This is a genomic window from Streptomyces sp. NPDC008317, from assembly GCF_042955955.1.
Lineage (GTDB): Bacteria > Actinomycetota > Actinomycetes > Streptomycetales > Streptomycetaceae > Actinacidiphila.
This window is the reverse complement of the sequence record NZ_JBIBFQ010000005.1, coordinates 86,402-100,709: the sequence shown is the minus strand read 5'-3', so window position 1 is coordinate 100,709 and position 14,308 is coordinate 86,402. Positions and strand designations below refer to the sequence as shown.

The 14,308-nt window shown below is 71.1% G+C and carries 9 protein-coding genes; 2 read left to right on the top strand and 7 right to left on the bottom strand.

Annotation, left to right across the window (positions count from 1 at the left end):
* Nucleotides 1-31: 31 nt before the first annotated feature.
* The gene (locus ACFY9V_RS17555; protein WP_391161825.1) at nucleotides 32-1,486 is read right to left on the bottom strand and encodes a ricin-type beta-trefoil lectin domain protein; all 1,455 of its coding nucleotides are present in this window, start codon (nucleotides 1,484-1,486) and stop codon (nucleotides 32-34) included.
* Nucleotides 1,487-1,931: 445 nt separating this feature from the next.
* On the opposite strand from ACFY9V_RS17555, the gene ACFY9V_RS17550 reads away from it, so the two are divergent.
* Complete coding sequence (locus ACFY9V_RS17550) at nucleotides 1,932-3,404, top strand: serine hydrolase (RefSeq protein WP_391161824.1); 1,473 nt, start codon at nucleotides 1,932-1,934, stop codon at nucleotides 3,402-3,404.
* A 36-nt stretch (nucleotides 3,405-3,440) separates the two neighbouring features.
* Here the strand turns inward: ACFY9V_RS17550 and ACFY9V_RS17545 are convergent, their stop codons facing one another.
* From ACFY9V_RS17545 to ACFY9V_RS17530, 4 genes are all read right to left on the bottom strand, one after another.
* Nucleotides 3,441-4,727: a cation:proton antiporter gene (locus tag ACFY9V_RS17545; protein ID WP_391161823.1), complete on the bottom strand. Its 1,287-nt coding sequence runs from the start codon at nucleotides 4,725-4,727 to the stop codon at nucleotides 3,441-3,443.
* 62 nt (nucleotides 4,728-4,789) lie between these two features.
* Nucleotides 4,790-6,232: a cytochrome P450 gene (locus ACFY9V_RS17540; RefSeq protein WP_391161822.1), complete on the bottom strand. Its 1,443-nt coding sequence runs from the start codon at nucleotides 6,230-6,232 to the stop codon at nucleotides 4,790-4,792.
* On the bottom strand, nucleotides 6,226-7,305 hold the full coding sequence (locus ACFY9V_RS17535) for an alpha-hydroxy acid oxidase (RefSeq protein ID WP_355349069.1): 1,080 nt from the start codon (nucleotides 7,303-7,305) through the stop codon (nucleotides 6,226-6,228). Before ACFY9V_RS17535 ends, ACFY9V_RS17540 begins: the two co-directional genes overlap by 7 nt.
* Nucleotides 7,302-8,996 (bottom strand): NAD(P)-binding domain-containing protein, encoded by a 1,695-nt coding sequence (locus ACFY9V_RS17530; RefSeq protein ID WP_391161821.1) that lies wholly within the window; start codon nucleotides 8,994-8,996, stop codon nucleotides 7,302-7,304. The genes ACFY9V_RS17535 and ACFY9V_RS17530 overlap by 4 nt, the downstream gene beginning before the upstream one ends.
* A gap of 294 nt (nucleotides 8,997-9,290) precedes the next feature.
* Here ACFY9V_RS17530 and ACFY9V_RS17525 point away from each other — a divergent pair, with 294 nt between their 5' ends.
* Nucleotides 9,291-10,820: an AMP-binding protein gene (locus ACFY9V_RS17525; RefSeq protein WP_391161819.1), complete on the top strand. Its 1,530-nt coding sequence runs from the start codon at nucleotides 9,291-9,293 to the stop codon at nucleotides 10,818-10,820.
* An 85-nt stretch (nucleotides 10,821-10,905) separates the two neighbouring features.
* Here ACFY9V_RS17525 and glgX read toward each other — a convergent pair whose 3' ends face one another.
* A complete protein-coding gene (glgX, locus tag ACFY9V_RS17520) occupies nucleotides 10,906-13,020 on the bottom strand; it encodes a glycogen debranching protein GlgX (protein ID WP_391161818.1) in 2,115 nt (704 codons plus the stop codon).
* A 166-nt stretch (nucleotides 13,021-13,186) separates the two neighbouring features.
* The gene (locus ACFY9V_RS17515) at nucleotides 13,187-14,230 is read right to left on the bottom strand and encodes an alcohol dehydrogenase catalytic domain-containing protein (protein ID WP_391161817.1); all 1,044 of its coding nucleotides are present in this window, start codon (nucleotides 14,228-14,230) and stop codon (nucleotides 13,187-13,189) included.
* Nucleotides 14,231-14,308: the final 78 nt, after the last annotated feature.

Here is a 14,308-nt window from a genome sequence, read left to right as displayed (position 1 = left end):
CGGCGGCGCATGTGCCCGGCAGGCGTCCTCGTCACAGGAGCTGCCATTTCTGGTTGGTGCCGTTCCCGCAGGACCAGAGCTGGACGTTCTGGGCGCTGTAGAGGTCGGCGTCCAGGCAGAGGTGCGAGTCGACGCCGCGGACCGTGCCGTCGGAGAAGAACAGCCACTGCTGGTTGGCGGTGCCCAGACAGTCGTGGCTGATGACATGAGTGCCGTTGGTCTTGCCGAAGCCCTGGGCGTCCAGGCACTTCGTCCCGTTGTAGACGCTGATCGCGCCGTTGGACTGGCGCGTCCACTGCTGATTGTCGCCGGCGCCGCAGCCCGCCACCTGGAGCTGGACGTCATTGACGTGGGACGCGCCGGGGACGTCGAGGCACGCGGTGTACCCGACATCGCGCAACCGGGTCGTGCTCGCGCCGGACGCGCCCCAGGCGTATTCGAGGCGGTTGACGGCCGTCTGGTTCGGGACCCACAGCGGCAGATTCTGGGTGCCGCCGCCGTACGCGCTGTAGAGCCTGAGGATGTTCAGCGAGTCGTGGTCGGAACTGGTGGTCCTGCCGCCGATGCCGTGGCACCAGATCGTGCCCAGGTTGTACTGGCGGGCGACATCGGTGACGGCCCGCAGGAAGGCGACTTCCTTGGGCGTGGTGCTGCTGGGCGTGGCGTCGTAGTTGATGCCGTTGTCGGCGTCGGCGCCGAACTCCTCGATGACGGTGCGCGAGGAGCAGTTGCCCATGTAGGTCTTGATGTCGTTGACCCAGTCGCTGTACGACCGCGCGCCGTAGGGGAAGGCGTAGCGGTGCATCGCGAGATAGACCCCGTTGAAACGGGAGTCGTTGCACAGCGGCCTGAGGTCGCTTCCCCAGCCGCCGCCGTCGGCCTGGGCGCCCTCGATGAACATCCGGCTCCTGGGCAGCCCGGCCGCGCTCGCCCGGGCGATCCAGTTGGCGGCGAAGTCGAGCCACTGGGGAGTGGTCATGCCGACGGGCTCGTTCATCGGGTCGAAGGAGATGAGCGGATTGCTCAGATACCGGGCGATCTCCGTGTCCCACATCTGATTCCAGGTGGGCAGGTAAGCGCTGGTTATCGTGTTGCTGCCGTCCTCCGACCAGTAACAGAGAATGACCTTGAAGCCCTTGGCCGTCGCCGCGTCGATCACGGCGTTGTAGGTGTTCCAGTTGACCGTGGCGGGATTCATCGGCAGCCGCACGGTGTTGGCGCCCAGAGTGCTCTGGAACGCGGCGAACATACCGTCGGCCTTGGTCCTGGCGGAGTTGTAGTCGTCGTTGGCCGACAGGCCCTGGAGCACGAGCCTGTCGAAGGTGAAGTTGTCCCCGAGGCGCGACCAGTGCACGCCGTGGAACTGGCTGGGGTTGAGGGGGGTTTCGGCGGCGGTGGCCGATGTCGCGGCGGTCACCGTCATCAGCGGGACCACGGTGAGCATGGCCAGGGCGGTCAGCACCCAGGTCAGCAGACGGCGGCTCATACGGGGTGGAGCGGGTGCGATCACCATGGGGTGGGGGGGTGACATGACGTCCTCTCCGGCGTGGCGCGAATTGCTGAACACGGCCCGACGTGGGCGGCAACGCGCCGTCGACAAGTTGGGGATGAACGTATCGACGCCTCCCATCTGCGTCGATCGCGTCTTTCGGAAGGCGGTCATCCGCGGGACGAATAGCGGGAGTTCTCGACGGTCGGGCCGCCGATAAATCCGCACCCGTTATGCGAATGGCGGCCATTCGGAATGCGGAATGCCCGCTATTCGGCGCGACCGCGCCGCGTCACCGGGGCCGTACGGGACCCGGCGGAGGGGACGCGGCGGCCCCGCGCGCGGATCTGTCCGGCGGCCCGCCGACGACACCCCCCCTGGACACCCGTGCCGGGGCGCGGCGAGGATGGCCGTCGAAGATCCAGCAGCAGGAGGAAGCCCGATGACCGCTCACCCGCTGCCCGTCAGCAGCCCGGCCGCGCAAGGCGTCGACGCCCGCGGAGTCCAGGCGTTCCTCGACGCGATCGAGGCGGCGCCCGGTGTCGAACCGCACGGCCTGATGATCCTGCGGCACGGCCGCGTGGTCGCCTCCGGCTGGTGGGCTCCCTTCACCGCCGACCGGCCGCACCGGCTCTACTCGATCAGCAAGAGCTTCACCGGATCGGCCGTGGGCTTCGCCATCGAGGAGGGACTGCTGGACCTGGACGCCCGGGTCATCTCCTACTTCCCCGAATTCGACGCCGACATCACCGATCCCGGAAGCCGCGCCATGAAGGTGCGGCACATCGCCTCCATGGCCAGCGGTCACCTGTCCGAGACCGTGGTCCAGGCGCACGCGATCGACGCGGAAGAGCCCGTCCGCGGCTTCCTGCTGATCCCGCCGGACCGCGAGCCGGGCTCGGTGTTCGCGTACAACCAGCCCACCACGTACACCCTCGGCGCCATCATCCAGCGCGCCACCGGACAGACGCTGACCGAGTACCTGCGGCCCCGGCTGCTCGATCCGCTCGGCATCGGCGAGACGCTGTGGGAGCGCGACAGGGCGGGCCGCGAGCTGGGCTACAGCGGGCTGCACGCCGCCACCGACGCGGTCACCCGACTCGGCCAGCTCTACCTCGACAAGGGCGTGTGGGAGGGCGAGCAGCTCCTTCCGGCGTCCTGGGTCGAGCAGGCGACCCGCGCGCACGTCGACAACAGCGACGGCTCGCCCGAGGCGCGGAACTCGGACTGGGCGCAGGGATACGGCTTCCAGTTCTGGATGTCGCGCCACGGCTACCGCGGTGACGGGGCGGTCGGGCAGTTCTGCGTCGTGCTGCCCGAGCAGGACGTGGTGATCGCGATCACCGCGAACACCGATCTCATGCAGTCCGTGATGGACATGATCTGGGAGCACCTGCTGCCCGCCTTCGGGCCGGAGCCGGTGAGCGCCGCGGGGCAGGACGCGGCGGAGAGCGCCGAGGACGCGGCGCTGCGCGAGCGGCTGTCCCGGCTCGTCCTCCCGACGGTCGAGGGGGAGGCGGCGCCCGCCGACACCGAGGCGTGGTCCGGGGTGCGGTTCGCGCCGCGCGACGGCGAGGCCGAGGCCCAACCGAGCCTGACAGCGGTGGAGTTGTCGGCCGACGGCGACGGCTGGATCCTCACGCTCGACCAGGCGAAGGACGAGGACGAGCCGCCGTTCGCGCTGCGCTTCGCCGGGACCGGCTGGGCGGTCGCCGAACGGCCCGCCGTCCCCGTACCGACCGCGGTCAGCGCGGGCTGGACCGACGCCGACACCTTCGTCGCCGAGCTGGGATTCCTGGAGACCCCGCATCACTTGACGCTCACGTGCTCGCTCGCCGCCCGCGACTTCACGGCGTCCTGGCAGGGGAAGCCCCTGCGTCCGACACCGCTCAGCTCGTTCGGCGTGCCCCGCTGACCGCGCCGCGTCCGGCCCGGCGGCGAGGCCGCGTCCTCACTCGCTGACGGCGGAGACCTTCGACGGAGGCGGGGCGGCGGGGACGGCGGGCGCGTCCGGGACGCCGCCGTCCCGCCGGTCCCACAGCGCCAGCAGCGGCGTGGCCATCACCGTGGTCACCAGCGCGACCAGGACGAGCACGGTGAACATCGACCGCGTCACCACGCCCTCCGCCAGCCCGACGTTGATGGCGATGAGCTGCATCAGCCCGCGCGCGTTCATCAGCGTGCCGACCCGCAGCGCCACGGGACCGCTCTGCCCGGCGAGCCTGGCGGCCAGCCAGCACGCGCCGAACTTCCCGACCACGGCGGCCAGCGTGCAGCCCGCGGCGAACAGCAGCAGCGTCGGGTCGGTCAGCAGACCGGTGTCGGTGTTCAGCCCGGAGTACGTGAAGAACAGCGGCAGCAGCAGGACGCGGCTGACCGGCGCCGCGGCCTCCAGCGTACGGTCGATCCTCGGCGCCCTCGGATACGCGACGCCCAGGCTGAAAGCGCCGAAGACCGCGTAGAGGCCGATCCGGTCGGTGTACCAGGCCGCCAGGCAGAGCAACAGCAAGGTCACCAGCAGCAGTTGATCCGAGGGCAGCCGCTCCGCGATCCGGATCGCGGGAGCGCGCAGCCGCACCAGTGCGAACAGCACCACCGCGAGACCGGCCGCGCCCGCCACCGCGAGCACGACGGGCCCGGAGGTGCCGCGCGACAGGCTGAGGACGCCCGCCAGCAGAATCCACGCGACGACGTCGTCCAGCGCGCCGGCCGCGAGCGAGATGGTGCCGAACGCCGTGTCGGTCAGGCCGCGTTCGGTGATGATCCTGGCCAGCATGGGGAACGCGGTGATCGACAGTGTGACGCCGACGAAGGGCGCGGCCACGTACATCGGCACACCGGCGGGAGCGGTGTGCACCGAATCGCGCACGGCCCACACCAGCGCGGTGCCCAGTGCCAGCGGTACGAGAATCCCGGCCGTCGAGATCAGCGCGGCGGGTCTGGCCACCGGTTTGATCCGGTCGACGCGGAATTCGTACCCCGCCTGGAACATGAAGAGCACCAGACCGAGTTGCCCGGCCACGTACAGCACGGGCCGCAGGTCTGCGGGGAAGACGGCGTGCTCCCACGAGGGGGCGACGAGGCCGAGTACGGAGGGACCGAGGAGCACGCCCGCGATCATCTCGGCCACGACGGGCGGCTGGGCGAGCGGGCGCAGCGCCCAGGCGGCGATCCGGCAGGTGAGGAGGATGACGACGACGGCGAGCAGGAAGGCGGGGCCGAGCGCGGTCGCGGACATGGCGGGCTGCCCTTCGGCGGGTGCGGATTCATGGGGGGAGGCAGTGCCTGTGACTGCCGGGGTCAGTGGGGGTGAGGACAGCGGTCCGCGGGCCCGCCGGACGCGTCGTCGTCCGGGCCGTGACCGCCCGGACGCGCGCCGGTCAGCGGGCGGCCCTGCGTGTCGTGCGCGGCGAACCACCGCTCTGCCGGCCGCTGCCGCCGCGCGTCCAGCACCATCCAGGTGCCGAAGGCCAGTTGGAGCAGACTGCGGCCGACGTCCTCCCAGCGGTCGCGGACCCGCAGGAACGCCCGGACGGCGAAGATCCGGTACCGCGGCAGCGGCCGGTCGCGGCGCACCAGCAGGCAGGGCGCGCGGTGCGGGATGGAGCGGGTGTGCGACACCGCGGTGTGCAGGGTGAAGCGGGCCAGCACCTCGCGGGTCGCGGCCCGCATGATCAGCGGGGCGAGCCGCCAGGCGGGGCAGGGCCGGTTCGCGGCCACCCCGAAGGGGATGTGGTGCGCGTGCTTGGCGGACGTCCGATTCCACCGCTCCGGGTCGAACGTGTCCGGATCGGCGTACCCCGTCGCGTGGTAGGCGGGATAGTCGAAGCACAGCACCGTGCCCGCCGGATAGCGCGCGCCGCCGCCGAGGTCGATCTCCTCGGCCGTGACGCGGTGCGCGATGCCGAACAGCGGGTACATCCGCAGCGTCTCGTTCATCACGTGGGACAGGTACCGGTCGTCCTCGGGGTGGTCCGCCAGCCGCTGCTGGACGTCGGATTCCGCGGCGAGCATCAGCAGCAGATGCGCCATCGCCTCCGACATCTGCACGACCGCGGTGTTGAAGAAGGTGCCCTGGAGGTAGTGCGCGCGGTCCTTCGGCGACTCCAACTCCGGCGGAAGCGCGTGCGGTACGTCCCCCGCGGCCAGCCTGCGCAGCAGGTAGCGGGTCAGCCGCTCGCGCCGCCGCATGTGCCGAAGGCGGGTGTTCTTCAGGGAGTTGATGACGTCCTCGGCATTGGCCACGATGAGCCGGCGCGCGTGCGGCGGGCACGGCTCGCGGAAGACCAGGCCGTAGAAGAACTCCGCCCAGACCGGCATCATCAGATCTCGCAGCCGCACCAACGCGGCGTCGCCCGGCACGAGTTCGTCCAGCACCCGCGCCGTCCGCCGGGCCGCGGCCGCGGCGAGTTCGGCGCTGGTCCCGGCGAGGATCGCGGCGGTGGTCCGGGCGACGGCGTCGTAGCGGGGCCCCGGCTCCAGATGCTCCTGGTGGACCTCGGGACCGGGGGAGAGCCAGTACCAGAACAGATCGGACAGTGCCGCGCCCTTGCTGCGACCGCTGGCGGCCGGATGCTCGTACAACTCGGTGAAGCGGTCAGCGGCCACCTCCGGGTTGGGGACGACCACGCCCTCCGGGCCGTTGATCCGGGCGAAGACCCACACCCGCAGGGCGACGACGGTCCGCGGCAGCCAATAGGGGACGGACAGCGCGAGCGCCGCCGCCCCGGCGCGCCTCAGCACGCCCTCGCCCCCCGCGCCACGACCTGATCGCGTGCCGGGCCGCGGCAGTCGGCGCTGCCGCAGAGCGTCAGCACATGCGCCAACTCGGCCCGCAACTCCTCCAGTACGGCGGTCACGCCCGCCTCGCCGTCCGCCGCGAGGCCCCACAGCACGGGCCTGCCGATGCCGACCGCCGCCGCGCCGAGCGCCAGCGCGACCACCACGTCGCAGCCGCCGCGCACCCCGCCGTCCAGCAGCACGGGGACGCGCCCGCCGACCGCGTCGGCCACCGCGGGCAGCGCCTCGACGGTGGCCGGTGCCGCGTCGAGCTGACGGCCGCCATGGTTGGAGACGATCAGCGCCTGTACGCCCTCGTCGACCGCGCGCCGGGCGTCGGCGGGGTGCAGAACGCCCTTCAGCACGACCGGCAGGCCGGTGACGTCCCGCAGGCGGCGCAGGTCGTCCCAGGACAGGGCCGGTGACATCGCGATGTCGCGGGTGCGGCCGGGCGGCGCGCCGGGCAGATCCCGCATGTTCTCGGCGGCCAGTCCCGGCGGCAGGTCGTGGAAGCCGTTGCGCTCGTCCCGGCCGCGGCGGCCGAAGACCGGCGAGTCCGCCGTGACCACCAGCGCCGTACAGCCCGCCTTCTCCGCGCGCCGGACGAGCGCGGCGGTGACCTCGGCCTCCGGCTGGAGATAGAGCTGGAACCACACCACGGCGTCGGACCGCACCGAGCGGGCGGCGGCGGTGACCTCGTCCACGGCGGTGGTGGCCGCCTGCGAGGTGATCAGTACGGTGTCGGCCGCCGCGGCAGCGCGCGCGGTGGCGCGTTCGCCGTCCGGATGGGCCAGCCGGTGGAAGGCGGTGGGGGAGACCACCACCGGCATCGACGCCCGGCCGCCGGGCAGCGACACGTTGGTGTCCGGGTGGCCCGTGCCGGTCAGCACCCGGGGCAGCAAGGCCAGCCGGGCGAAGGCGCGTTCGTTCTCGGCCAGGGCGGTCTCGGTGCCCGCGCCGCCCTCGTAGAAGTCCCAGTGGACCGGGTCGAGTCGGGCGCGGGCCCTGTCCCGCAGCGCCGACAGCACCCCGTTCACGACGGGTCGGCGGCGGGGACGGGGGCGTCACCCGTGACGGGATGGTCCGTCAGAAAGCGGACGAGCGGGGCGCGGTGGACCTCCTCGCTGTCCCACTCGTTCTCCAGATTCTCCGTGATGTGGTGCTCCGCGACCGGCTTGCCGTTCTCGAACAGCCGCACCACCGGGTGGAGATAGCGGCCGTCGAGCCCGGCGGTCGCCTGCTGCGACACCCGGCCCACGGAGATATCGAACGGATTCACCTTGTCGTGGTCGGCGCCGTATTCGAGGGTGACCGTCAGATAGCGGCCGACGTCTCCGAAGACGCCGTCGCCGACCGCCTGGTGGAGATGGTCGACCGGCACCTCCTCGTGATAGCCGACCGATTCGCCCGACGATCCTCGGGAGGCGATGACCGCGTCGCCGAGGAAACCGAAGAGCTGCCACAGGGCGGAGCTGCGGTTCACCCGCTCGATCACCGCTTCGGCGATCGTCCCGGGGAGTCCGGCGGGGTCGGTGCGGTCGGTGCGGTCGGTGCGGTCGCCGGGACCGGCGGGATCGGCGGCCAGTTCCCGGCGCGGCCACGGCCGGTCGTGGTAACGCTGTTCCAGGATGCGGTGCAGCGCGCGGACACCGTAGCGGAAGCCGTGAATGAAACCGCTGGTGGACTTCTTGAAATCCCGCACCTGAGTGATCGTGCCGGCGAAATACAGATCGGGTACGTTCGGGGATTCCCAGGCGTCCGTCTGCGCCGGGAATCTGTCCTTGATGGTCAGTTCCGGGCGGCATTCCCCGGCGAAGACCGAGGCGTCGAAGCGGAAACCGGTGGCAAGGATAACCCGGTCGTAGGTGATCTCCTTGACCACCTCGTTCACCCGCGCGAATTTCACCGGGACCCGGTAGGGGCCGTCCTCGCCGTCCCTGGTGATGCGCATGATCTCCCCGTCGAGCAGGGCATTTTGCGACTTGAGCTGATACGTGTCCAGGAAATTGTTGTTCACCGCCCGCAGATGCCCCACGAAATGGGTCTGCCAGGCGAGCCGCAGCGAGCCGGGTCCCGCCACATGGATGACCGAGGCCGTCTCGATGAGGTTGTCGGCGGTCTCGAAGGCCGAATTGCCCCGCCCGATGATCAGTACCCGCTGCCCGGTGAACCCGGCTGGGTCGACCGGCATCAGGTCGTACCGCTCGGCCAGTTCCACGCCCTCGATGGGCGGGATGTAGGGGCGGGACACGCCGGTCGCCATGATCAGCCGCCGGGCCCTGCGGACGGTGCCGTCCTGGTCCACGGTCTCGAAGTCCCCGCGCGGGCCGCCGTCCTGCGCCGGTCGCCGGGAGATACGGGTGATCCGCGTGCCGTAGCGGATCCGCAGGCGGTGGGTGCCGGCGAAGTCGGCGAGATAGCCGACCATGTCGTCGGCGTCGGGGAAGTACCGGGGCGTGACCGCGGTGAACAGCGGCGAGCCCTCGTCGGACAGCAGCGAGTTCCAGTCGGTGCGCAGATTCAGCTCGGGATCGTCCCAGCCGGTGTGCACCTTGTTGATGGATATGAGTTTCCTGTGTCTGGGAAACCTCGTGAAGAAGGTGCCGGGAGCCGCGCCCGCCTCGACGACCAGATAGTCGCGTCCCGCGCGTTCCAGGAAATATGCCGCCTGGATTCCCGCGGGTCCCGCACCGACGACGAGGTAATCGATCCGCTCTTCTCCGGACACTGGGCCTCCCGGCTCCTGAGATGGACGGAGTCACCGTAGTTGAGAGTTAAAGGAGACATCTATAGGCAGAGATGTGATCCATATCACACCGCGGTCCTTGGTGTTCGGGCGGATAATTTCAGCTTCGGCGCAAGTGCCCGACGTGTGCCGTGCGAGCCGTGCGCACATATGCCCGCCGAGGTTTCCCTCCCGGCATTGCAGTTGTCCGCGGCCGAAACGCGACCCCGTGACCGCCCCACCGGATCGGAGAGCGCCGTGAACAATCCGGCCGAATCGGTATTTCCCCAGCCACTCGTGGACGCTTTCCTGCGCGATCCGGGCACCCCGGCCTTCGAATTCCGGTCACATCCCGTCAGCCGCGGCGAGGTGCTCGACCTCGTACGCCGCTGCGTCGCGGGACTGCGGGCGGCCGGACTCGGCCCCGGCGGGGGAGTGGCCGTCACCACCGCCGTCACCCCGCGCGGCTTCGCCGCCCAGATCGCCGCCCACCTGCTGGGATGCCGCGTCACAGGGCTGCGCCCCGGACTGACGCCGAGCCAGCTCGCCCATGTGCTGTCCACCGGAATCGACGCGGTCGTCGCCGACGACTCGACCGCGACCCCCGCGCTTCTGGCGGCGGCGGGCACCCGCCCCGTACTCGACGTGGACCGCGACCTGTCGGCCGCACCGGCGGACACATCGCCCGACGCCCTGACCGCGCACGGCCGCCCCGACGACATCGGACTCATCACCCTGACCAGCGGCAGCACCGGCCACCCCAAGGGCTGCGCCCAGACCTACCGCGCGCTCAGCGAACACTGGTCGTGGCAGCCCGCGCGGTGGAGCGCGATTACCGCCCGACTCGCCGCCGGATACCGCCGCTACCTCGTCTTCGGCACCCTCACCAGCGCCGTCATGCTCGAACACCTCTCCCTGTGTCTGCTCGACGGCGGCACCGCCGTGATCCCCGAACCGCCGCTCACCTTCCCGGAGATCTGGCAGCGCCACCGCATCACCGCCTGCCTGTGCACCGTCCCCCGGCTCTACCAGATCCTCGACACCCTGCGCACCGAGGACATCGACACCAGCAGCCTGCGCGTCCTGCTCGTCGCGGGCTCACCGCTGCCGCCGCACCGGCTCGCCGAGGCCGCCGACCGGCTCGGCCCCGCCGTCCACCAGGGGTACGGGCAGACCGAGACGGGCATGCTCGCGCTCCTCACCCCCGAGGATTTGGCCGAGCGTCCGGAGCAAGTGATGGACTCGGTCGGCCGGCCGATGCCCGGCGTCGATGTCAGCGTGCGCGATCCCCAGGGGCGCCCCGTGCGGCCGGGCACACCCGGCGAGATCTGGGTCCGCAGCGCGGGCGCCATGTCGCGCTACTGGCAGGACGAGGAACAGACCCGCGAGGTGGTGAGCGACGGCTGGATCCGTACCCGTGACCTCGGCACCCTCGCGGACGACGGCTATCTGCGCCTGGTCGGCCGCGCCCGCGACGTCATCTTCGTCAACGCGATCCTGCACTACGCGGGAGCGATCGAGTCCGCGCTCGCCGCCCACCCGGATGTCGACCAGGCCTATGTGGTCGGGGCCCCCGACGAGACGACCGGTGAGGCCGCCCACGCCTTCGTCGTACCCGTCGTGGGGCGCACGCCGACCGCCGACATCCTGCGCGGCGCCGTACGCGCCGAGTTGGGCGAGGCGGCCGTGCCCGCCACCGTCACCGTGCTGGACGCGATGCCGGTCGCACCCAGCGGCAAGCCCGACAAGCGGGCCCTGCTGGCGCTCCTCCCCGGTGCGCACGGTGTCCCGGGTCCGCCCGGCGCCCCGGTGACGACGACCGGCTGAGCGGACTCGCGCCCGCCCAGCCGTCAGTCGACCCGGCCGTCAGTCAGTCCACCGGGCCGGGCGTTCGGCTCGCCGCTCAGTCGGTTCAGTCGGTGCGCGGACGGATCAGGACGGTCATCGACCGCGCGTGCACCGGCACCACCGCGTTGGCCGGGATGCCCGGTCCGTCCGGGCCGCCCGTGTCGGATTCGACGGCGGTGTCCACGACGATCTGCCAGCCGTCGCCGAAGGCACCGGCCGGGACGGTGAAGTCCACTTGCTCGTCATGGCTGTTGACCAGGACGAGGAAGGAGTCGTCGGTGACGCGCTCGCCGTGCGGGCCGGGCTCGGGGATGCTGTCGCCGTTGAGGAAGGCGCCCACCGCGTGCGCGTCCTCACGCAGCCAGTTGGCCTCCTCCATCTCGCGGCCGTCCGGGCGGAACCAGACCAGATCCGGCGTGCCCTTGCCGTCCCCGCCGCGGAAGAAGCGCCGTCGGCGCAGCACCGGATGCCGGGAGCGCAGGGCGATGACGCGCTGGGTGAACGCCAGCAGATTGCGCCGGGGTTCGTCCAGGTCCCAGTCCACCCAGGCGATCTCGTTGTCCTGGCAGTAGACGTTGTTGTTGCCGAGCTGGGTGCGGCCCAACTCGTCGCCGTGGGCGAGCATCGGCACGCCCTGGGACACGAAGAGCGTGGCGAGGAAATTGCGCTGCTGCCGGGCCCGCAGGGCCAGGATCTCCTTGTCCTCCGTCCGGCCCTCGGCGCCGCAGTTCCACGAACGGTTGTTGCCGTCCCCGTCGTTGCCGTTCTCGCCGTTGGCCTCATTGTGCTTGTCGTTGTACGAGACCAGGTCGCGGAGGGTGAAACCGTCGTGGGCGGTGACGAAGTTGACGCTGGCGCGCGGGCGACGGCGGCTGCCCTCGTACAGGTCGGAGGAACCGGTCAGCCGGGAGGCGAACTCCGGCAGGGTGGAAGGGGCGCCACGCCAGAAGTCCCGTACCGAGTCACGGTACTTGCCGTTCCACTCACTCCACAGAGCGGGGAAGTTGCCCACCTGGTACCCGCCGTCGCCGACGTCCCAGGGCTCGGCGATGAGCTTGACGCGGCTGATCACCGGGTCCTGCTGCACCAGGTCGAAGAAGGCGGACAGCCGGTCCACCTCGTGGAACTGCCGGGCCAGCGCGGACGCCAGGTCGAACCGGAAACCGTCGACATGCATCTCGGTCACCCAGTAGCGCAGCGAGTCCATGATGAGTTGCAGCACGTTGGGGTGGCGCATCAGCAGGCTGTTGCCGGTGCCCGTCGTGTCGAAGCAGTGCCGAGGATCGTCGTCCACCAGCCGGTAGTACGAGGCGTTGTCGATACCGCGGAAGGAGAGCGTCGGGCCGAGCTCGCTGCCCTCCGCGGTGTGGTTGTACACCACGTCGAGGATCACCTCGATGCCCGCCTGGTGCAGGGCCTTGACCATCTCCTTGAATTCGGTGACCTGCTGACCGCGCGTGCCACTGGAGGAGTACGCGTTGTGCGGCGCGAAGAAACCGATGGTGTTGTAGCCCCAGTAGTTCGACAGACCACGGTCGCGCAGATGGCCGTCCTGCACGAATTGGTGCACCGGCATCAATTCGACGGCGGTGACGCCCAGTTCGGTCAGGTGCTCCACGATCGCCGGATGCGCCATTCCCGCGTAGGTGCCGCGCAGCTTCTCCGGCAGCGCCGGGTGACGTACCGTCAGGCCCTTGACGTGCGCCTCGTACAGCACCGACTCGTGGTACGGCCGCTTCGGCAGATGGTCCTCGCCCCAGTCGAACGCCGGGTCGGCGACCACCGAGAGCATGGTGTGGCCGAGGCTGTCGGCGGTGTCGGGCTCGTCCGAGCCGTCGTCGCGGTAACCGAGCAGCGACCGGTGGCTGTCGGGCTGGCCGTCGATGGCCTTCGCGTACGGGTCCACCAGCAGCTTCGCCGGATTGCACCGGTGCCCGCTGTCCGGCCGGTACGGGCCGTGCACGCGATATCCGTACGCCTGGCCGGGACCGACGCCCGGCAGATACGCGTGCCAGACCGATCCGTCCACCGACGCCAGCGGGGTGCGTTGTTCACGCCCGCGCGCGTCGATGACGGCCAGATCGACTTTCTCCGCCACTTCCGAGAAGAGGGCGAAATTGGTGCCTGAGCCGTCATAGGTCGCGCCCAGGGGATACGGAAGTCCGGACCATTTCTGCATTCGCCGAAGCTAACCGCTCCGCGGCACGACGGCGCCGACGCACGCCGCGTCCGTACGGGTGACACCGCGCCCGCGCCCGCAACACCGCGCCCGCGCCCATAACGTCGAGCCCGCGCCTACAACGTCGTGCCCTTGACCGCCGGGCCCGGGCCCACCACGCCCGCGCTCACTTCTTCTGCGGCGTGATCACGGTGACGCCGCCGGCCGACCCGTCGCTGAGGGCGGCCAGCGCGCCCGGTGCCGCGTCCAGGCCGATGACCGAGCCGACCAGCAGATCGGGGCGGAGCGTCCCGGCCGCGACCAGCCGCATCATCTCCGGATACGCGTGCGCGGCCATGCCGTGGCTGCCCAGAATCTCCAGTTCGAGCGCGAGCACCCGGTCCATGGGGACGGCGACACCGCCCGACGGCAGCAGCCCGACCTGCACATGCCTGCCCCGCCGCCGCAGCCCCGCCACGGAGGCCGCACAGGTGGCGGGGGAGCCGAGCGCGTCGACCGAGACATGCGCCCCGCCGTCGGTCGCCGCGCGGACCGCCTCCGCCGTGTCGACATCGGACCGCGAGGCGTCGACCCCCACCGAGGCGCCGAACTTCCGTGCCAGGCCGAGTGCTTGGGCCGAGGTGTCCACCGCCACCACGCGTGCCCCGCAGGCCACCGCGATCATCACCGCCGACAGGCCGACCCCGCCGCAGCCGATCACCGCCACCCACTCGCCCGGCCGCGTACGGCCTTGCGCGACCACCGCGCGGTACGCGGTGGCGAAGCGGCAGCCGAGCGACGCGGCGGTGGCGTACGTCATGGCGTCGGGCAACCCCACCAGGTTGACGTCCGCGTGCGGGACGGCGACGTACTCCGCGAAGGAGCCCCAGTAGGTGAAGCCCGGCTGCTCCTGCCGCTCGCACACCTGCTGGTCGCCGCGGGCGCAGGCGGCGCAGCTCCCGCAGGCGCAGACGAACGGCACGGTCACCCGGTCGCCGACCCGCCACCGGCTGACCCCGGGACCCACCTCCTCGATCCGGCCCGCGAATTCATGACCCGGCACATGCGGCAGCGTGATCCCGTCGTCATGCCCGAGCCACCCGTGCCAGTCGCTGCGGCACAGCCCGGTCGCCTCCACCCGTACGACCACCCCGTCGGGCGGACATCCCGGATCGGCCACCTCCCGAACCTCCGGCACCCGCCCGAATTCCTCGAACACCACAGCCCGCACGCCCGCCACCACCTTGCCGTCACATCAGTCGTCCCGCCCTGCCGTTGCGCCCTACCCTCGCGCACGGCCGCACTTCGC

Coding starts and splice junctions, on each gene's coding strand:
- ACFY9V_RS17550 (WP_391161824.1), top strand. CDS start 1,932: ATGACCGCTCACCCGCTGCCCGTCAGCAGCCCGGCCGCGCAAGGCGTC.
- ACFY9V_RS17545 (WP_391161823.1), bottom strand. CDS start 4,727: ATGTCCGCGACCGCGCTCGGCCCCGCCTTCCTGCTCGCCGTCGTCGTC.
- glgX (WP_391161818.1), bottom strand. CDS start 13,020: ATGCAGAAATGGTCCGGACTTCCGTATCCCCTGGGCGCGACCTATGAC.
- ACFY9V_RS17555 (WP_391161825.1), bottom strand. CDS start 1,486: ATGAGCCGCCGTCTGCTGACCTGGGTGCTGACCGCCCTGGCCATGCTC.